At 67.7% G+C, this 18,717-nt stretch carries 15 protein-coding genes; 8 read left to right on the top strand and 7 right to left on the bottom strand.

All coding sequences use genetic code 11. The annotated features are described in order from the left end of the window. Positions 1 to 1,707 (top strand): bifunctional ribonuclease/(p)ppGpp synthase, encoded by a 1,707-nt coding sequence (gene relZ, locus DMB80_RS01475; RefSeq protein ID WP_111508233.1) that lies wholly within the window; start codon positions 1 to 3, stop codon positions 1,705 to 1,707. Position 1,708: 1 nt separating this feature from the next. Here relZ and DMB80_RS01470 read toward each other — a convergent pair whose 3' ends face one another. The 5 genes from DMB80_RS01470 to DMB80_RS01450 form a co-directional block, all read right to left on the bottom strand. Beyond that, positions 1,709 to 2,842, bottom strand: coding sequence for an aromatic ring-hydroxylating oxygenase subunit alpha (locus DMB80_RS01470; protein WP_111508232.1), 1,134 nt, complete (start codon positions 2,840 to 2,842; stop codon positions 1,709 to 1,711). Positions 2,843 to 2,873: 31 nt separating this feature from the next. After that, positions 2,874 to 4,046 carry an NAD(P)/FAD-dependent oxidoreductase gene (locus tag DMB80_RS01465; protein WP_111508231.1) on the bottom strand — a complete coding sequence of 391 codons (1,173 nt, stop codon included), beginning with the start codon at positions 4,044 to 4,046 and terminating at the stop codon, positions 2,874 to 2,876. Next, entirely contained in the window at positions 4,043 to 4,402 is a 360-nt protein-coding gene (locus DMB80_RS01460; RefSeq protein ID WP_048423867.1) for a bifunctional 3-phenylpropionate/cinnamic acid dioxygenase ferredoxin subunit, read from the bottom strand. The genes DMB80_RS01465 and DMB80_RS01460 overlap by 4 nt, the downstream gene beginning before the upstream one ends. Before the next feature lie 205 nt (positions 4,403 to 4,607). Then, the gene (locus DMB80_RS01455; protein WP_240430962.1) at positions 4,608 to 6,164 is read right to left on the bottom strand and encodes a BCCT family transporter; all 1,557 of its coding nucleotides are present in this window, start codon (positions 6,162 to 6,164) and stop codon (positions 4,608 to 4,610) included. 246 nt (positions 6,165 to 6,410) lie between these two features. Then, positions 6,411 to 7,190, bottom strand: coding sequence for an IclR family transcriptional regulator (locus tag DMB80_RS01450; RefSeq protein ID WP_111508230.1), 780 nt, complete (start codon positions 7,188 to 7,190; stop codon positions 6,411 to 6,413). Positions 7,191 to 7,395: 205 nt separating this feature from the next. Between DMB80_RS01450 and DMB80_RS01445 the strand changes: the two genes are divergently transcribed. Both DMB80_RS01445 and purU read left to right on the top strand, forming a co-directional pair. After that, positions 7,396 to 9,849 (top strand): GcvT family protein, encoded by a 2,454-nt coding sequence (locus tag DMB80_RS01445; RefSeq protein WP_111508229.1) that lies wholly within the window; start codon positions 7,396 to 7,398, stop codon positions 9,847 to 9,849. Next, positions 9,846 to 10,697: a formyltetrahydrofolate deformylase gene (gene purU / locus DMB80_RS01440; RefSeq protein ID WP_111508228.1), complete on the top strand. Its 852-nt coding sequence runs from the start codon at positions 9,846 to 9,848 to the stop codon at positions 10,695 to 10,697. The genes DMB80_RS01445 and purU overlap by 4 nt, the downstream gene beginning before the upstream one ends. A gap of 119 nt (positions 10,698 to 10,816) precedes the next feature. On the opposite strand, the gene DMB80_RS01435 is transcribed toward purU, so the two are convergent. After that, positions 10,817 to 11,446 (bottom strand): GntR family transcriptional regulator, encoded by a 630-nt coding sequence (locus DMB80_RS01435; protein ID WP_111508339.1) that lies wholly within the window; start codon positions 11,444 to 11,446, stop codon positions 10,817 to 10,819. 112 nt (positions 11,447 to 11,558) lie between these two features. Further along, the gene (locus DMB80_RS01430; RefSeq protein WP_111508338.1) at positions 11,559 to 12,239 is read right to left on the bottom strand and encodes a GntR family transcriptional regulator; all 681 of its coding nucleotides are present in this window, start codon (positions 12,237 to 12,239) and stop codon (positions 11,559 to 11,561) included. 106 nt (positions 12,240 to 12,345) lie between these two features. Between DMB80_RS01430 and glyA the strand changes: the two genes are divergently transcribed. From glyA to DMB80_RS01405, 5 genes are read left to right on the top strand one after another with little or no spacing between them, the layout of a single operon-like run. Then, a complete protein-coding gene (gene glyA, locus DMB80_RS01425; RefSeq protein WP_111508227.1) occupies positions 12,346 to 13,674 on the top strand; it encodes a serine hydroxymethyltransferase in 1,329 nt (442 codons plus the stop codon). Continuing rightward, positions 13,671 to 14,921 carry a sarcosine oxidase subunit beta family protein gene (locus DMB80_RS01420; RefSeq protein WP_205538449.1) on the top strand — a complete coding sequence of 417 codons (1,251 nt, stop codon included), beginning with the start codon at positions 13,671 to 13,673 and terminating at the stop codon, positions 14,919 to 14,921. Before glyA ends, DMB80_RS01420 begins: the two co-directional genes overlap by 4 nt. Before the next feature lie 13 nt (positions 14,922 to 14,934). Continuing rightward, complete coding sequence (locus DMB80_RS01415; protein ID WP_111508336.1) at positions 14,935 to 15,210, top strand: sarcosine oxidase subunit delta; 276 nt, start codon at positions 14,935 to 14,937, stop codon at positions 15,208 to 15,210. Further along, positions 15,211 to 18,066 (top strand): 2Fe-2S iron-sulfur cluster-binding protein, encoded by a 2,856-nt coding sequence (locus tag DMB80_RS01410; protein ID WP_111508226.1) that lies wholly within the window; start codon positions 15,211 to 15,213, stop codon positions 18,064 to 18,066. It begins immediately after the preceding gene. Beyond that, complete coding sequence (locus DMB80_RS01405) at positions 18,059 to 18,649, top strand: sarcosine oxidase subunit gamma (protein ID WP_111508225.1); 591 nt, start codon at positions 18,059 to 18,061, stop codon at positions 18,647 to 18,649. The genes DMB80_RS01410 and DMB80_RS01405 overlap by 8 nt, the downstream gene beginning before the upstream one ends. Positions 18,650 to 18,717: the final 68 nt, after the last annotated feature.

Below are 18,717 nucleotides of genomic sequence, written 5' to 3'. Positions count from 1 at the left end.
ATGTATTTCGTCGGTCTGGACCTGGCCTGGGGGCAGCGCAAACCCACCGGCGTCGCGGTGGTCGACGACGCCGGCCGGCTGGTGACGGCGGCGGCGGCCACCGATGACGCCAGCATCCGCTCGATGGTGGCGCCCTATGTGGAGGGCGACTGCGTGGTCGGTATCGACGCGCCCATCGTGGTGCGCAACGAGACCGGGCAGCGGCCGGCCGAGAGAGCGCTCAACGCCGACTTCGCGAAGTTCCAGGCCGGTACCCATCCGTCGAACATGGGTAAGCCCGAGTTCGCCGACGGCACCAGGGCCGGGCGGCTGTCCGAGGCCCTCGGGCTGGACATCGATCCCCGGTCCGAGGCGCCGCGCCGCGCGCTCGAGGTGTATCCGCACGCGGCCACGGTGGCGTTGTTCCGGCTCGGCCGCACGCTGAAGTACAAGGCCAAGCCGGGCCGTTCGGTGGCGCAGCTGCAGGCTGAGCTGCTGCGGCTGATGGACCTCGTCGAGGGACTCGCAACCGCGGAGCCCCCGCTGCGGGTGGCGGACTCCCCGGACTGGCTGCGTCTGCGCGCAGCCGCGGAAAGTGCCGAGCGCAAGAGCGAATTGCGGCGCGTGGAAGATCCGGTGGACGCGGTCGTCTGCGCCTACGTGGCGCTGTTGGCTGCGCGCCGGCCCGACCTGCTGACGTTCTACGGCGACGCCGAGACCGGGTGCATCGTGACGCCGACGTTGCCGTCGGACCTGCTGCCGGCGCCGCCCGAGCCGACACCGGGCGTGGTGCACGACGCGATCGCGACGTACACCGGGCGGCGTCCCCAGTTGGTGACTTCCACCGAGCGGTACGTGGCGGTGGTGACGGCGCTGCTCGATGACGCGGGTATCGACTACCTGAGCGTGACGGCGCGGACCAAGTCGGTGGCATCGTTCGCCGCCAAGGCCGACCGGCATGTCGACGGGCGCAGACTCTTCGCCGATCCGCTCTCGGAGATCACCGACCAGATCGGTCTGCGGGTGATCACCTATCTGCGCGACGACGTCGCCGCCGTGGCCCGCCTGCTCGGGCAGGAGATGCAACTCCTCGACGATCGCGACATGGGGGTGGAGACCGCCAGTGAGGGCCGGTGGGGGTACGCCAGCCGGCATCTGCTGCTGGCTGTCGAGGGTGAGCAGCAGCCGGCGTCGGTACAGGTGCGCACGATCCTGCAACACGCGTGGGCGGAGTTCGAGCACGACGTCCGCTACAAGGGCTCGATTCCGGAGGAGGACGCCCCCGACCTGGATCGCCGGTTCACCCTGGCCGCGGGTCTGCTGGAGCTGGCCGACCGGGAGTTCTCGGCGATCCGGGAGCGGTTGCGGTCGACCACCCCGGTCGAACGGCCGCAGAGCGCCGGTGAGGCGGGCATTCCGACTCCGGTGCTGGCCACGTACCTGGCCAACCGCTTCCCCGACGCCGGCTGGTCGCGGACCGACCACTACGGCTGGATGGCCGGGCTGCTGCTCGATCTCGGCGTCGACTCGATCGACGAGGTCGACGCGGTGCTGGCCGGCGTCGACACCGATGCGGTGAACGCCGCGATGGATTACCGCTTTCCGCCGGGCGCGGTGCGTCGCCTCGACGATGCGCTGTTGGCCGTCTTCGGCAGGCGCTACATCGACCTACCCGGCAATGCCCATCGAATCCGGTTGTTGGAGAACAGGTCCGAGCGACTCACCTGAGTCACACGGCGAGCATGCCGCGCAGCCAGTCATGGAAGGCGCCGATGTGGTGTTCACTCGGAACCAGCACGCCACCGTTGCGGTACACGCGGGAGTTCATGGCGGGCTGGCATCTTTCGGCAGCCTCGAAGTCCTGGCTGTTGACCCGGTGGAACAGTTCCACCGAGTGGCTGACGTCGCGGCCTGATTCGACGACGTCCGGCAGGTACAGCCAGTCGCACTCGACGACGGTGCGGTCGGCCGCCAGCGGGAACATCCGATGCACGATCACATGGTCGGGCACCAGGTTGACGAACACCTGTGGGCGCACGGTGATCGCGTAGTAGCGGCGATCCTGGTCGGCGGTGACGCCGGGGATGTGATCCAGCCCCTCCGACCCGTCGATGGTGAAACCTCGGACGTCCTCGCCGAATTCGGCACCGTGCCCGACGTAGTACTGGGCCGCGTATCCGTCGGCGAACTCCGGGAGGACCTCGGTCAGTTCGGGATGGATGGTGGCGCAGTGGTAGCACTCCATGAAGTTCTCGACGATCAGCTTCCAGTTGGCCTTGACGTCGTAGACGATGCGGCGGCCCACGGAGAGGTCGGCGATCCCGTAGCGGTCGATCGAGTCGAGGTCGCCGAGGCGGTCGACGACCTCCTGCATCACGGTGTCCTCGAAGGACGGCGGCTCGTCTGCCAGGCACACCCAGACGTAACCCAGCCATTCGCGCACGGCGATCGTGCGGAGCCCGTACTCGACCCTGTCGATGTCGGGCATCTTGGTGAGGTTCGGCGCGGCGATCAGCTTGCCGTCGAGGTCGTATGTCCATGCGTGATAGGGACATTGGAACGCACGACGCACTTCACCACTGTCCTCGGTGCACAACTGCGCCCCGCGGTGACGGCAGATGTTGAAGAACGCGTTCACCGCGCCCGTGCGTGATCGGGTCACCAGCACGCTCTCCCCGCCCACCTGGACCGTCTTGAAGGCGCCGGGCTTGCCGAGGTCCGAAGACCGGACCACGCAGAACCACATCGCCTCGAAGATCTTCTGCTGTTCGAGGGCGAAGACCTCGGGGTCGGTGTAGTAGTGCCCGGCCAGGGTGGAGATGAGACTCTCGGGCAGCTGAGGGGCCGCTTCGAAGGTGGTCATGAGGCTCCTGTGAGTGCGAAAGGGGCTGGTGTCAGACGGTTACCGGCGCGCTGGCGAGTTGGCGGCGCCACCGCGTGAACAACTTGGGTTGGTCGACGCCGAGAACGGCGACCAGGCGGCCGTCGCGGCGGTAGGTGGCGAGGAAGCTGCAGCTCTCGCAATCGCCGGCCTCGATGGTGACCTCGTCGTCGGGAAGTGCGGTGCCGGCGAACTGGATACGCGAGCCGTACTGATCGGACCAGAAGTATGGCGCCTTGGCAGCGGTGCCGCAGTCGAGCCCACCCGAGAGGAGCGTGGCGACGGCGATCGCGGGACGTTCGAGCGCGCCCGCCCAGTGCTCGACCCGACGCGCGACACCCGTCGACGCGTCGTGCCACGCAGCGCAGTCGCCCACGGCCACGACGTTCGCGATGTTCGTCTGGCCGCCGGCACCGCAGATGACGCCGTTGCCGAGGTCCAGACCACTGCCCTGCAGCCACTCGATGTTCGGGATTCCGCCGATACCGACGACCACGACGTCGGCAGGCAGGTGGCGACCGTCGGCCAGGTCGACCCCGGTGACCCGGTCGCCCGAACCGCACGTCAGACCGGCGACACCGACCCCGCAGATCAGGGTCGTGCCGTGTGTCGCGTGCGCCTGTGCGACGACCGCGCCCAGCCGCGCACCGAGTTGCACCTGCAGCGGCGTCGGCGCCGCCTCGACGACCGTCACGTCCATGCCGAGCTTGCGTGCGGTCGACGCGACCTCGGCACCGATGAAGCCGGCACCGATCACGACCATCTGTCCACCGGGGCGCAGCTCGGCACGCAGCGCGATGGCGTCGTCGACGGTGCGGATGACGTGGACTCCGGCCATCTGCTCGCAGCCGGGCCAGCGTCGCGCCCGTGACCCGGTGGCGATCACGAAACCGTCGGCGTGCACGCGGCGACCGTCGGCGAGTTCGACGGTGTTGGTGGTGGTGTCGAGTGCGGTGGCGGGCGATCCGAGCAGCCACTCCGCTGCCAGCTCTTCAGAGTCCTCGAGGCTCAGATCCTGCTCTGCCACGACACCGGCGAGGAAGTCCTTGGACAGCGGCGGACGGTCGTAGGGCCGTCGACTCTCGTCGCCGATCACGGTGATGCGGCCTGAAAATCCTTGGGCGCGAAGTGCTCTGACGGCCGACAGGCCAGCCAGCGAGGCGCCGATGACCGCTACGTGCTTCATGACTGCCCCTGTGCGAGTCGCGCGCGGATGTCGGGTGGGAGGTTAGGCTTTTCGGTGCTGAGCTCGACGCGGATCATGCCGTCGTCGATGACGACGGTGTGCGTGCGCACCGGGAGTTTGGCCGGGGGCGCGTCGACGGCGCCGGTGCGCAGGTTGAAGCGCGAGGCGTGCAGCGGGCACTCGACCTCGCACCCTTCGAGCCAGCCGTCGGCCAGCGACGCGTCCTGGTGAGAGCACGTGTCATCGATGGCGAACACTTCGCCGTCCTCGGTGTGGAAGACGGCGATCGGCGGGTCCGCGGCGACGCGGACCGACTCGCCCGGCGGTAGGTCGGCAAGCGGGCAGACGTCGAGCATGTGTTGCCTTCCTGTTTCGTGCAGATGACGCGTATTAAGGAACTCGATTCGTAATACGCAACAGTGTGTGGCCCGTCACAAACCTTGTCAAGCGGAGGAGCGGCATGGCTCGCTGTGACTTTCCTGACTGTTCGCAAGCACCGAAAAGCACTGGTCGCCGCACCGTTTGCTCGGTGCGGCGACCTGTGTCGGAACGGGCCTCGCGCTAGGGGGTGGGGCCGGGAACTGCCGCCTCGCTCGGCACGGCCGTTTTCTGCAGATCGGTCATCATCGGGTCGCGGGTGACGTCGAGGAACAACGACACGCACATACCGATCATCACGAGGACGAACGGTGCGGCCACGATGATCGTCATCGTCTGCAGGCCGTTGAGCGCGTCGTTCCCGCCGGCCCACAGCATCAGGACGGCGACCGCGCCTGTGCTCAGACCCCAGAACGCCACCACCCATCGCGACGGATACACCGATCCGCTCTGCGACAACGTCCCCATCACCATCGACGCGGCGTCCGCGCCCGAGACGAAGAAGATCGCGACCAGCGCCATCACCAAGAGGGAGGAGAGGCCAGCCAGCGGCATGTGGCTCAGCATCCCGAACAACGTGGACTCGGGCTCGCCACTGCCGAAGATGTCCTGGCCGTCGCGTTGTAGTCCGATCCCCGCTCCCCCGAAGATCACGAACCACAGAAGGCTGACGGTGGTCGGGATCAGGATCACGCCGACGACGAACTGCCGGATGGTGCGCCCCCGGCTGATCCTCGCCAGGAACATCCCGACGAACGGGGTCCAGCTGATCCACCACGCCCAGTAGAAGATCGTCCACGAGGACAACCACTTCTCCGTGTCACCGCCCGCTTCGGCGGAGCGGGCCGACATCGCCGCGAGGTTGGCCACATAGTCACCGAGTGCCGTCGGCAGGAGGTTGAGGATCAGCACGGTGGGGCCGACCACGAACACGAACACCGCGAGAACGAGCGCGAGGACCATGTTGATGTTGGACAGCCACTGGATGCCGCGTGACACCCCCGAGACCGCTGAGGCGACGAACGCGAGCGTGAGCAGCGCCACCACGGTCACCAGCAGCAGCGTGCCCGCCTTGCCGACCCAGCCGAGAACCTCGATGCCCGAACCGATCTGGAGCGCGCCGAGTCCCAGGGAGGCCGCTGTGCCGAACATGGTCGCGAAGATCGCGAGGATGTCGATGGTCTTACCGATCGGCCCCTCGATGCGTTTGCGGCCGAACAGCGGGATGAACGACGCGCTGATGAGCTGGCGCCGCCCCATGCGGTAGCTGCCGTAGGCGATGGACAGACCCACCACCGCGTACATCGACCACGGATGGAAGCCCCAGTGGAACAGCGCGGTGGCGAGGGCGGTGCCGGCCTTCGAATCGGCCAGCCCGGGCGGCGGATTGACGAAGTGGGTCAGTGGTTCGGTCACCCCCCAGAAGATGAGTCCGATCCCCATCCCGGCGCTGAACATCATCGCCACCCAGCTCACCGTGTTGAACTCGGGCTTCTCCCCGTCTTGGCCGAGCGGGATCCTGCCGTACCGACTCAGCGCCAACCAGGCGGCGAACAGGACGAAGCAGGAGGCCGAGACGATGAACACCCAGCCCATGTTGCTGACCACCCAGGAGAGCATCGCCGACATCGTCGCGCCGAATCGAGAAGGCGCGATCAGACCCCAGGCCAGGATCGCGACGACGATCACCGCGGTGACGCCGAAGACCACCTTGTCGGTGACCGGCGGCCTCTGACACAGCGGGACGTCATCCTTGTGTCCGGGCGGGACTGGTGCACCGGGGCCGGGAAACGTGTGGTGCAGCTTGGTTTTCAGCTCGTCGGCGGCGAGCTGGTGTTCGTGTTGTGCGGTCACTTTCACACTCCTGACCAGTTCTGAGCGTGTGTGACGAGAGCCACACTCGTGATATATTAGAGCGCGACACAGTGATACACCACCTGGTTGAACAAAATTAACCGCGGGAAACGTGCTGGAAACGGGTGCGCGTCAGCCCCGGTAGCCCATCCGTTCGGAGACGGCGGCGGCCGCGGCGACGACGGCCGGAACCACCTCGCGGGCGCGTCCGTCGTCGAGCCGGTACACCGGACCCGACACGCTCAGAGCGGCGATGACGATGCCGGCGTGGTCCCTGATCGGGGCGGCCACTGCCGTCAGGCCGTGTTCCAACTCTTCGGTGGACACGACGTAGCCATCGCCGGCGACAGCCTCCAACTGGCGTTCGAGCTCGTCCATCGAGGTGACCGTGCGATCGGTGTACCGGGTCAGGCGCGCGTCGGCAAGCACGTCGCGGCGGGCGTCAGCAGACATGAAGGCCAGCAGGATCTTGCCGCTGGAGGTCGCGTGCAAGGGGGTCAGCTCGCCCACCCAGTTGTGGCTGCCGACCGATCGGGGGCCGCGGGCCTGATCGACGTTGACGACGTAGTGCGATCGCAGCACGGCGATGTTGACGGTCTCCCCCAGCTCGACCGCGAGGCGCTCGCAGATCTCCCGGCCCTGTTGCGTGACGTCGAGTTGACCCGATACCGCGTTGGACAGGCGGAGCAAGCCGAAGCCGAGGCGATACTTCCCGCGCTCGTGGGCCTGTTCGACCAGCTCGTGATCCTCCAGCGCAGACAGGAGACGCGAGACCGTGGACTTGTGCACGCCGATCTCGGTCGCGAGCTCGGTGACGCCGACCTCGCCGAGGCGGGCCAGGATCTCGAGCACGGACACGGCGCGGTCGACGGACTGCACACCTCCGCCCGAGTCGGAGCTCCCGTTGCCCATCGCAGCGACACTACCGGGGTTGCTTTGCCGGGGACGGTGCCCCCCGAACGCACGCTCCATGACGAATTTCGCGGCAGATCCATCAAAATGCGTGCGCTCGGCACCCCCAAGACCGACCGGCGTGCCGTAGCGGTTGACCACTGCCGGGCTGCGCCTTAGGTTGGTATATCAGTTGTTGATCAATTACCAAGGAGCGGCCACGCACATGGGATCCCCTCGCGTCGTGATCATCGGTGCCGGCATCGTCGGCACCAACCTCGCCGACGAGCTCACCGCCCGCGGCTGGGATCGGGTGACGGTTCTCGACCAGGGCCCACTTCCGCTGACCGGCGGGTCCTCGTCGCACGCGCCGGGCCTGGTGTTCCAGACCAACTCCTCGAAGACCATGACGACATTTGCGTCCTACACCGTGGAGAAGTTCCTGACGCTCGACGTCGACGGGGCGTGGTGCTTCAACCAGGTCGGCGGACTGGAAGTCGCGACCACCGAAGAACGGCTCGCGGAGTTGCATCGCCGCCACGGCTGGGCCACCGCGTGGGGTGTCGCCGCGCGCGTCATCGATCCGCAGGAGTGCGCCAAGCTCCATCCGCTCCTCGATCCGCACCGCATCCTCGGCGGTCTCCACGTGGAGAGCGACGGGCTGGCCAAGGCATCTCGCGTCGTCGTCGCACTCACCCGCCGGGCACAGAGTCGGGGGGCCGAGTTCCGCGGCTCCACCCGGGTCGTCGGAATCGAGCACAGTGGCGGAAAGGTCACCGGCGTCGCGACGACGACGGGGACCGTGCCCGCCGATATCGTGGTGTCCTGCGGCGGTTTCTGGGGTCCCGAGCTCGGTGCACTGGTCGGCATGGACGTGCCACTGCTCCCTCTGGCCCACCAGTACGTGAAGACCCATCAGATCCCCGAGCTGGCCGGGCGCAACACGGAGGCATCCGAGGCCGGCTTCCCGATCCTGCGCCACCAGGATCAGGACCTGTACTTCCGTGAGCACGTCGACCGCCTCGGCATCGGATCGTATGCCCACCGGCCGATGCCCGTTGACCTTCGCGAGCTGCCAGGTGGCGAGATCACCGCGGAGGCAATGCCTTCCATGTTGGAGTTCACCGAGGAGGACTTCGCGCCGGCCTGGGAGCAGAGCAAGCTCCTGCTGCCATGCCTTCAGACGGCGACCATCGATTCGGGCTTCAACGGCATCTTCTCCTTCACCCCGGACGGCGCCCCGCTCATCGGCGAATCACCGGACGTCGCGGGTTTCTGGATCGCCGAGGCGGTCTGGGTGACGCATTCGGCCGGTGTTGCGCGCGCTGTGGCACAGGTGCTCGTCGACGGCCGTTCCGAGGTCGCATTGAACGGCTGCGACGTGCATCGCTTCGAAGAGGTGCAGCTCGACCCCGAGTACGTCAGCGAGACCTCCCAGCAGAACTTCGTCGAGGTCTACGACATCCTGCACCCGTTGCAACCCAAGGAATCTCCGCGTGACCTCCGGGTGAGCCCGTTCCATGCGCGACAGCGGGAACTCGGCGCGGTGTTCCTCGAGGCGGGCGGGTGGGAGCGGCCGCACTGGTTCGAGGCCAATGCCGATCTCGTCGCTGACCTGCCCGCGGAATGGCAACCGCCGCAACGTGATGCCTGGGCGGGCATGTTCCATTCCCCGATCGCCGCCGCGGAGGCGTGGCGCACCCGGACAGCTGTCGCCCTCTACGACATGACGCCGTTGAAGCGCCTCGAGGTCACCGGACCCGGCGCCGTCGAGCTGTTGGAGCGGCTCACCACAGGTACAATGGACAAGTCGATCGGTTCGGTCACCTACACGCTCATGCTCGACGCCGCAGGCGGTGTGCGCAGCGACGTCACGGTCGCCCGGCTCGCCGACGACACCTTCCAGATCGGCGTCAACGGCAACCTCGACCTCGACTACGTCCGCCGTCAGGCCGGCGACGGCGTTGCCGTCCGTGACATCACCGGCGGTACCTGCTGCATCGGGGTGTGGGGTCCCCGGGCCCGCGACCTGGTGTCGGCCCTGAGCCGCGACGACTTCTCCAACGCCGGCTTCAAGTACTTCCGGTGCAAGCAGGTGCGGATCGCCGGGGTGCCCGTGACCGCGATGCGCCTGTCCTACGTCGGAGAACTCGGGTGGGAGCTCTACACCACCGCCGAACACGGCCTGCGACTGTGGGATGCGCTGTGGGAGGAGGGGCAGCGCCACGGCGTGATCGCCGCGGGCCGGGCCGCGTTCAACAGCCTGCGGATGGAGAAGGGGTACCGCTCGTGGGGCACCGACATGACCACTGAACACAACCCGTACGAGGCCGGCCTCGGTTTTGCCGTGCGCCCGCAGAAGGACGGCTACATCGGACACGAAGCACTCGCCGAGATCTCCGACGACACTGTCGAGCGCCGCCTGGTCTGCCTGACCGTCGATGACGGCCGCTCGGTCGTTCTCGGCTCCGAACCGGTGCTGCTCGACGGCGAGCCGGCCGGCTACATCACCAGTGCGGCATTCGGGCACACCGTCGGCAGCCCGATCGCTTACGCCTGGCTGCCGGCGTCGGTGGCGGTCGGCACCGGGGTGGAGATCGCGTACTTCGACCGTCGGGTCCCGGCCACCGTCGTCGCCGAGCCGCTCGTCGATCCCGAGATGGCGAAGATCCGGTCATGACACAGACATTCACGCTGACACTGAGCTGCCCGCAGCGGCCCGGCATCGTGCACGCCGTCAGCTCGTTCCTGTTCTCCCGCCGCTACGACATCGCCGAACACCAGCAGTTCGACGACGACGTCAGCCAGTCGTTCTTCCTGCGCACCACATTCTGCTGCCCCGACGACAGCATCGACACGACCACTCTCACCGACCAGTTCTCGTCCGTGGCGGCGGGTTTCGACATGACCTTCCGGATCGACGGGACGCAGCCGCCCCGGGTGTTGGTGATGGTGTCGAAGCTGGGGCACTGCCTGAACGATCTCATCTTCCGTTGGCGTGCAGGCACTCTCGGCGGCGAGCTGGTGGCAGTGGTGTCCAACCACGAGGCGCTGCGCCCGATGGCCGAGGCTGCCGGTCTGCCGTTCGTGCACATCCCGGTGACACCGACCACCAAGCCGGAGGCCGAGGCCCGGCTCCTGCAGCTCGTCCAGGAGCTCGACGCGCAGGTCGTGGTGCTGGCGCGCTACATGCAGGTGCTCTCCGACGAGGCATGCACCGCGTTGCGTGGGCGGGCCATCAACATCCATCACTCGTTCCTGCCCGGCTTCAAGGGCGCGAAGCCCTATCACCAGGCCTACGACCGCGGCGTGAAGATGGTGGGTGCGACGGCCCACTACGTGACGCCGGATCTGGACGAGGGCCCGATCATCGAGCAAGAGGTCATCCGAATCGACCACTCGCACAACCCCGCTCGGTTGGCGACCGTCGGGCAGGACGCGGAGGCGCTGGCTCTCTCCCGAGCGGTGCGCTGGCACTGCGAGAACCGTGTGCTGCTCCACGGTCACCGCACCGTGGTGTTCCGCTGAGTCAGGCGATCACACGATCACACGACTCGCACATTCACACGACTCGCACATTCACACGACTCGCACATTCACACGACTCGCACATTCACACGACTCGCACATTCACACGACTCGCACATTCACACGACGGAGCGGACCGCTTCTTCGAACCCGGTGACGTGTGCCAGTGCGATGGCGGCGGCCGCGTCGCCGTCACCCTCGGCGATGGTCCGCAGCAGGGCGGTGTGTTCGCCGACGTGGTGAGCCACCACGGTGAGGCGATCGAGGAACAGGCAGAAGATGCGGGTGGCCAGGTTGTCGTACCGGATCAGGACGTCTTCCAGATGCGGGTTGCCTGCGGCCTGATAGATCGCGCGGTGCACCCGCAGATCCCACCGCATCAGTTCGTGGCGATCGATGGTGTCGATCTCCAAGGCCTCGGTCTGGTCGGCGAGCTCGAGCAGGTGTGTGCGCATCGCGGCCGACGCGTTCTCGGCGGCGGTGCGCGCGGCCACCGGTTCGAGATTCACACGGATCTGCGAAATGTGGCGCAGATCAGCGACATCCACGCCGGTGGCGAACGTTCCGCGGCGCGGGAAGGAGATGACCAGCCGATCGGCTTCGAGGCGCTTGAGGGCTTCTCGTACGGGCGTGCGGCCCAGCCCGAGGCCGGCGGCCAGCTCGCTCTCCACGATCGCCTCGTTGGGCCGGATGTCCAACATGATGAGTTTGTCCTGGATGATCAGGTAAGCCTGATCGGCCAGCGACATCGCACTGAGATCGACCTCGCCGAGCGACTCCACACCGACAACCGTCACCGACACACCCTTTCCCTGGTGCGCCGATGATATATCAGTGTGTCGCCCCGTTACCGCACCGCCGTCACAGCAACGCGCGGATGGCGTGCTCGAAGCCGGTCACGTGCGACAGCGTCAGTGCAGACGCGGTCTCACCGTCGCCGGCGACGATGGCCTCCAACAGGGCGACGTGTTCGCGGACATGGGTGACGACGTCGGGTAGCCGGTCGAGGAAAAGACACCAGATCCGCGTGGCATGGGCGTCGAGACTCACCAGAATCGCTTCCAGGTGCGGATTCTGCGACGCGCGATAGATCTCGCGGTGCACGCGCACATCATGGCGCAGCACATCCCGCGGGTCATCGGAGTCGGCGATCTGCGCGATGCCCTCGGCGAGGCCCGCCAGGCGGCGGCGCGACTCGGTCGTCGCCACCCGCGCGGCGCGCGCGGCGGCCAACGGCTCCAACTGGTGCCGGATCTCCGAGATGTCAGCCAGATCGGTCATGTCCACCGCAGTCGCAAACGTCCCGCGGCGCGGATACACGGTCACCAACCGGTCCCGCTCGAGCCGCTTCAACGCCTCGCGCACCGGGGTGCGACCGACTCCGAGCTCAGTGCCGAGCTGGTCGTCGTTGATGGGTTCGCCGGGCCTGATGTCGAGCATCACGAGGCGTTCCCGCACCGCTTCGTACACCCGATCGGCGGAGGTCTCCGTGCCCGCCTCGGCGTCGACGAAACTCGACTCCGACAAGGTAGTCACAGTCATCACCACTCCCTCACCCGCCGCCCTGTTGACGTGGCCGCGAACTGATCCTAATCTATCCGACAGTTGATATATTAGTCACGTATCAAGCAGATCGAGAAGGGCGACCATGACCGTCGACACGTCACCCCCAGACACGGCCCAGGCCGCCAACCCGATTCTCGGCGAAGCGCTCGCCACCCTCGATCACGAAGTGCATCAAGCGATTTCGGCAGAGCTTGCCCGCCAGCAGAACACGCTGGAGATGATCGCCAGTGAGAACTTCGCACCGCTGGCCGTGATGGCTGCGCAAGGGTCGGTGCTGACCAACAAATACGCCGAAGGCTATCCCGGCCGTCGGTACTACGGCGGGTGCGAGCACGTCGACGTCGTCGAGCAGCTCGCCATCGATCGGCTGACGAGCTTGTTCGGCGCGACCTACGCGAACGTCCAGCCACATTCCGGCGCCCAGGCCAATGCGGCGGTGATGGCCGCGCTGCTGACCCCCGGCGACACCATCCTCGGGCTGACCCTCGCCCACGGCGGGCACCTGACCCACGGCATGAAGTTGAACTTCTCCGGCAAGCTCTACGACGTCGCCGCCTACCAGGTCGGCGAGCACGACCACCGCGTCGACATGGCCCAGGTGGAGACGCTGGCCCACGAGCGGCGGCCCAAGCTGATCCTGGCCGGCTGGTCGGCATATCCGCGACACCTCGACTTCGCCGAATTCCGGCGTATCGCCGACGATGTGGGCGCCTACCTGATGGTCGACATGGCCCACTTCGCCGGCCTGGTGGCCGCCGGCCTGCACCCGTCCCCCGTGCCGCACGCCCACGTGGTCACCTCGACCACCCACAAGACGCTCGGCGGTCCACGCGGCGGCGTCATCCTGACCAACGACGAGACGTTGGCCAAGAAGATCAACTCCGCGGTCTTTCCAGGTCAGCAGGGCGGACCTCTCGAACACGTCATCGCCGCCAAGGCCGTGTCCTTCCGGCTCGCCGCCCAACCGGAGTTCCGCGAGCGCCTGGAGCGCACGCTGGCCGGCGCGCGAATCCTCGCCGATCGCCTGCTTCAGGACGATTCACGCGCCGCCGGCATCGACGTGGTGTCCGGCGGCACGGACGTCCACCTCGTGCTGGTCGACCTGCGCAACTCCGAACTCGACGGCAAGCAGGCCGAGGACCGGCTGCACCGGGTCGGAATCACCGTGAATCGCAACGCCGTTCCCTTCGATCCCCGGCCACCGATGATCAGCTCCGGGGTGCGGATCGGCACCGCGGCGCTGGCCACCCGGGGATTCGACCTCGACGCGTTCACCGAGGTTGCCGACGTCATCGCCGGGGCGCTGCGCCCCGATGCCGACGACGCCGACCTCGACGCCCTGCGTGCCCGAGTCGATGTTCTCGCCCGCCGCTTCCCGCTGTACCCCGAATTGACGGAGACCGCACTGTGACGACACACGGGACGGCACTGCCCACCCCGCCGGGGGCACACCTGCCCAATCACCCCGAATTCCTCTGGCGGACACCTGAACCGAAGAAGAACTACGACGTCGTCATCGTCGGCGGCGGTGGCCACGGGCTCGCGACCGCACACTATCTGGCCAAGAACCACGGCATCACCAACGTCGCCGTGCTCGAACGCGGCTGGCTGGCCGGTGGCAACATGGCGCGCAACACCACGCTGATCCGCTCGAACTACCTCTGGGACGAGAGCGCCCGCATCTACGAGCACGCCCTCAAATTGTGGGAGACCCTCGAAGACGATCTCGACTATCCGATCCTGTTCAGCCAGCGCGGCGTTCTGAACCTCGCCCACAGCCTGCAGGATGTGCGCGACAGCGTGCGGCGCGTCGAGGCCAACAAGCTCAACGGCATCGACGCGCAGTGGGTGGACCCCGACGAGGTCAAGAAGCTCTGCCCGATCGTCAACATCTCCCACGAGATCCGGTACCCGGTGCTCGGCGCCACATACCAGCCGCGGGCAGGGATCGCCAAACACGACTATGTCGCCTGGGGTTTCGCCCGGCGCGCCGATCAGGCCGGCATCGACATCATCCAGAACTGTGAGGTCATCGGCTTCGAGACCGACGGCGACCGCGTGACCGCGGTGCGCACTACCCAGGGCACCATCGGCGCGGGTCGCGTCGCGCTGTGCGCAGCAGGCCACACATCGACGCTGACGGACATGCTCGGCATCCGTACGCCGCTGCAGAGTCACCCCCTGCAGGCCCTGGTCTCCGAGCTCCTGGAGCCAGTGCACCCGACGATCGTCATGTCGAACGCCGTCCACGTCTACGTCTCGCAGGCGCACAAGGGCGAACTGGTGATGGGTGCCGGCATCGACTCCTACAACGGGTACGGCCAGCGCGGCGCCTTCCACGTCATCGAACGGCAGATGGCCGCCGCCGTCGAACTGTTCCCGGTGTTCGCCCGCGCTCACCTGTTGCGCACCTGGGCGGGCATCGTCGACGTCTGCCCGGACGCCTCCCCCATCGTCGGCCACACGCCGTACGAGAACCTGTACCTCAATGCCGGTTGGGGCACAGGCGGTTTCAAGGCCACCCCCGGGATCGGATGGTGTCTGGCCGACACGCTGGCCACCGGCGAACCGCACGAATTCATCGCACCGTTCAGCCTCGACCGGTTCATCACCGGTGCGCTGGTCGACGAGCACGGCGCCGCCGGCGTCGCGCACTGAGAAAGGCGACACCATGCAGCTCATCGAATGCCCGTGGTGCGGGCCCCGCGAGGAGACCGAGTTCCACTACGGGGGCCAAGCGCACATCGCCTATCCCGAGGACCCGCAGGCACTGTCCGACGAACAGTGGGCACACTTCGTGTTCTTCCGCGACAACCCCAAGGGGCTGTTCGCCGAGCGATGGTCCCACAGCCACGGATGCCGGCGCTGGTTCAACGCCGTTCGTGACACCGCCACCTACCGATTCCAGCGGACGTACCGACTGGACGAGCCGAGGCCGACGATCTGAATGAGTGCACCATTTCGCACATCCACGGGTGGCCGCGTCGACCGCGACACCACCCTGACGTTCACGTTCAACGACCGGGAGTTCACCGGACACCGTGGTGACACCCTCGCCTCGGCGCTGCTGGCCCACGGCGTGCATCAGGTGGCCACCAGCATCAAGCTCGGCCGCCCCCGCGGCTTCACCGCCGCGTGGGCAGAGGACACCGGCGGTCTCGTCCAGGTCGAGCACCCGTTTCCCGAGCCGATGCTGCTGGCGACCACCGTGGAGTTGTTCGACGGCCTTGTCGCACGCGGACTTCCGGGCCAGGGCCGCCTCGCCGAGATTCCTGACAGCGCCCTCTACGACAGCACCCATGTGCACACCGACGTCCTCGTCGTCGGCGCTGGGCCGGCGGGCCTCGCGGCGGCACTGACCGCGGCCCGGGCCGGGGCGCGGGTCGTGCTGATCGACGAGCAGAGCGAGGCCGGCGGTGCCCTGCTCGGTTCTGCCGACACCATCGCCGGCGGGCCGGCGCTGGACTGGGTCGCCGACGCCGTCACGGAGCTCGCCGGCTGTCCCGATGTCCTGCACCTGCAGCGCACCACGGCGTTCGGGCACTACGACGACGGCTTCGTGCTGGCGCTGCAACGGCGCACAGATCACCTCGGGGCCGAGGCGCCGGCCGGGGTCAGCAGGCAGCGGGTGTGGCGGATTCGTGCACGCCATGTCCTCGTCGCCGCAGGAGCGCACGAACGGCCGGTGGTGTTCACCGACAACGACCGTCCAGGCATCATGCTCGCCGCGTCCGCACGAACGTTCCTGCACCGCTTCGGAGTCAGGGTCGGTGAACAGGCAGTCGTGTTCACCACCAACGACAGCGCCTACCGGGCGGCCTTCGATCTGCACGACGCGGGCACGGCAATCGCCGCGATCGTCGACGCGCGGGACGAGATCGGCGCCCCGCTGCGCGAGGACTGCGCGGCGCGCGGTATCCCGGTCCACACCGGTGCGGTGGTCACCGGCACGCGCGGCGAGTCCCGGGTCACCCACGCCGTCGTCGGCCGCCCCGGAGATGCCAGTCAGGAAGTATTCGCCTGTGACGTGCTGCTCGTCAGCGGAGGATGGAACCCGGCGGTGCACCTGTTCAGCCAGGCCCGCGGCACGCTGCGCTACGACGACACGCTCGGCGCCTTCGTCCCCGGTGAGCACCTCGACGGCATGAGCGTGGCCGGCGCGGCCGACGGTGAGTTCGACCTCCCCGGCTGCCTACGCAGCGGCCGAGAAGCCGCTGCCGCTGCCCTCTCCGTACTGGGAATGGAAGCGCAGCCGAATCCGCTTGCAGGAGAATCGGATACCTGTCGACCACAGGCACCGTGCGCCGTGCTGTGGTGCGTGCCCGACCCGGCGTCGGCGACGCGACAGTTCGTCGACGTCCAACGCGACGCCACCGTCGCCGATCTGGTGCGTGCCGTCGGCGCCGGAATGCGCTCGATGGAGCACATCAAGCGCTACACGACCATCGGCACCGCACACGATCAGGGCAAGACCTCGGGCGTGGTGGCATCGGGCATCGTGTCGGCACTGCTGGGCACCCCGGTGCAGACGCTCGGCGTCACCACGTTCCGGCCGCCCTACACGCCCGTCGCGTTCGCCGCACTGGCCGGCCGCGACCGCGGCAGCCTCTACGACCCGGAGCGGGTGACCGCGGTGCACGACTGGCACGTCGAGCGCGGGGCGGTGTTCGAAGACGTCGGCATGTGGAAGCGACCTCGCTACTACCCCCACCCCGGGGAGAGCATGGAGACCGCGGTGCTGCGTGAATGTGCCGCAGTGCGAACAGGAGTCGGAATTCTCGACGGCTCGACGCTGGGCAAGATCGACGTGCAGGGCCCCGACGCCGGCGAATTCTTGGACCTGCTCTACACGAACATGATGAGCACGCTCAAGGTCGGCATGGTCCGATACGGCGTGATGTGCGGCGTCGACGGCATGGTCATCGACGACGGCACGGTGATGCGCCTGGCCGAGGACCGGTACATGGCGTTCACCACCACCGGCGGAGCGGCCCGCATCCTCGACTGGATGGAGGAGTGGCTGCAGACCGAATGGCCACATCTGCGCGTGCGGTTGACCTCGGTCACCGAGCAGTGGCACACCTTCCCCGTCGTCGGCCCGAGATCCCGCGACGTGGTGGGCGCGGTGTTCGGCGATCTCGACGTCAGCAACGAGGCGTTCCCGTTCATGGCGTGGCGGGACACCACGATCGACGGTGTGCACGTGCGCGTGGCGCGGGTCAGCTTCTCCGGCGAGCTGGCCTACGAGGTCAACGTCATGGGCTGGTACGCAACGGCGTTGTGGGAGAAGCTGATCGAGGCCGGCGAGCGTCACGGCATCACACCGTATGGCACCGAGACGATGCACGTGCTGCGCGCCGAGAAGGGCTACCCGATCATCGGGCAGGACACCGACGGCACGATCACCCCGCAGGATCTCGGCATGGCGTGGGCGGTGTCGAAGAAGAAGCCCGATTTCATCGGGAAGCGGTCGTTCACCCGGCGCGAGAACCTGAACCCGCTGCGCAAGCAGTTCGTCGGGCTGCTGCCCACCGATGCGGACACGGTGCTGCCCGAGGGTGCCCAGATCATCGAGTTCGCCGAGGACGGGGTGCTGCCCGCGCCGCCGGTGCCGATGCTCGGACACGTCACGTCGAGCTATCGCAGTGCCGAGCTCGGGCGCCCGTTCGCCCTGGCACTGATCAAGGGTGGCCGCGACCGCATCGGCCACACCCTGCACGTCCCGGTCGACGGCACTCTGGTGCCGGTCGAAGTCACCGGTTCTGTGCTCGTCGATCCAGAAGGAGCTCGCCGCGATGGCTGACACTCTGATGCGCCGCAGTCCCTTACACGCCCACCTGTCGCGGCTGGCCGAGTTGCCCGCTTCGACGTCGGTGTCCGATGAGCCGTTCTTCACGATGGCGGAGGTCTGGGTCGACCCCGCCGGTCCCGGGGGTGCCGCTGCCGCAGCCGTCCTCGGCGTCGACGCGCTGCCGACCGCACCGTCGACCGTCGTGAACGGGTCCGACGTGTCGGTGATCTGGTTCGGCCCGCAGGAGTGGCTGGCCGTGTCGGCCACCCGTGACGGCGAGGACTTGGAGGCCGCCCTGCGCGACGCCGTGGCCGCGCATGGTGGTGCGGCGGTCGATGTCTCGGCCCAGCGCACGTCAGTGCGGCTGCACGGCATGCACGCGCGCGCACTGCTCGCCAAGGGCTGCTCGCTCGATCTGCACCCCCGCGTCTTCGGTCCCGGCAGCGCCGCGCAGACGGTCCTCGGGCGCGCCGGGGTGGTGCTGGTGCCGATGAGCGACGACGGCACGGACTACCGCATCATCGTGCGGTCGTCGTTCGCCCGCTACCTCGCGGACTGGCTGATCGACGCAGCCGAGGAGTTCCACCACCACTGATTCCCCGCCCACACCGACGTTTGGGCGGGAAAGTGCGAGTGCGCCGCGCCACCGCGTCGATCTCGGCG

Source organism: Mycobacterium kyogaense, from assembly GCF_003254575.1.
GTDB classification, from domain to species: domain Bacteria; phylum Actinomycetota; class Actinomycetes; order Mycobacteriales; family Mycobacteriaceae; genus Mycobacterium; species Mycobacterium kyogaense.
The sequence above is the reverse complement of the archived record's forward strand: the minus strand, read 5'-3'. Positions and strand labels throughout refer to the sequence as shown.

Bases quoted from the DNA above. Each gene is read 5' to 3' on its own strand.
- DMB80_RS01465 (WP_111508231.1), bottom strand. From the start codon at position 4,046: ATGAAGCACGTAGCGGTCATCGGCGCCTCGCTGGCTGGCCTGTCGGCC.
- DMB80_RS01445 (WP_111508229.1), top strand. From the start codon at position 7,396: ATGGGATCCCCTCGCGTCGTGATCATCGGTGCCGGCATCGTCGGCACC.
- relZ (WP_111508233.1), top strand. From the start codon at position 1: ATGTATTTCGTCGGTCTGGACCTGGCCTGGGGGCAGCGCAAACCCACC.
- DMB80_RS01450 (WP_111508230.1), bottom strand. From the start codon at position 7,190: ATGGGCAACGGGAGCTCCGACTCGGGCGGAGGTGTGCAGTCCGTCGAC.
- DMB80_RS01470 (WP_111508232.1), bottom strand. From the start codon at position 2,842: ATGACCACCTTCGAAGCGGCCCCTCAGCTGCCCGAGAGTCTCATCTCC.
- DMB80_RS01405 (WP_111508225.1), top strand. From the start codon at position 18,059: ATGGCTGACACTCTGATGCGCCGCAGTCCCTTACACGCCCACCTGTCG.
- DMB80_RS01435 (WP_111508339.1), bottom strand. From the start codon at position 11,446: ATGTCGCTGGCCGATCAGGCTTACCTGATCATCCAGGACAAACTCATC.
- DMB80_RS01430 (WP_111508338.1), bottom strand. From the start codon at position 12,239: ATGACTGTGACTACCTTGTCGGAGTCGAGTTTCGTCGACGCCGAGGCG.
- DMB80_RS01415 (WP_111508336.1), top strand. From the start codon at position 14,935: ATGCAGCTCATCGAATGCCCGTGGTGCGGGCCCCGCGAGGAGACCGAG.
- glyA (WP_111508227.1), top strand. From the start codon at position 12,346: ATGACCGTCGACACGTCACCCCCAGACACGGCCCAGGCCGCCAACCCG.
- purU (WP_111508228.1), top strand. From the start codon at position 9,846: ATGACACAGACATTCACGCTGACACTGAGCTGCCCGCAGCGGCCCGGC.
- DMB80_RS01410 (WP_111508226.1), top strand. From the start codon at position 15,211: ATGAGTGCACCATTTCGCACATCCACGGGTGGCCGCGTCGACCGCGAC.
- DMB80_RS01460 (WP_048423867.1), bottom strand. From the start codon at position 4,402: ATGCTCGACGTCTGCCCGCTTGCCGACCTACCGCCGGGCGAGTCGGTC.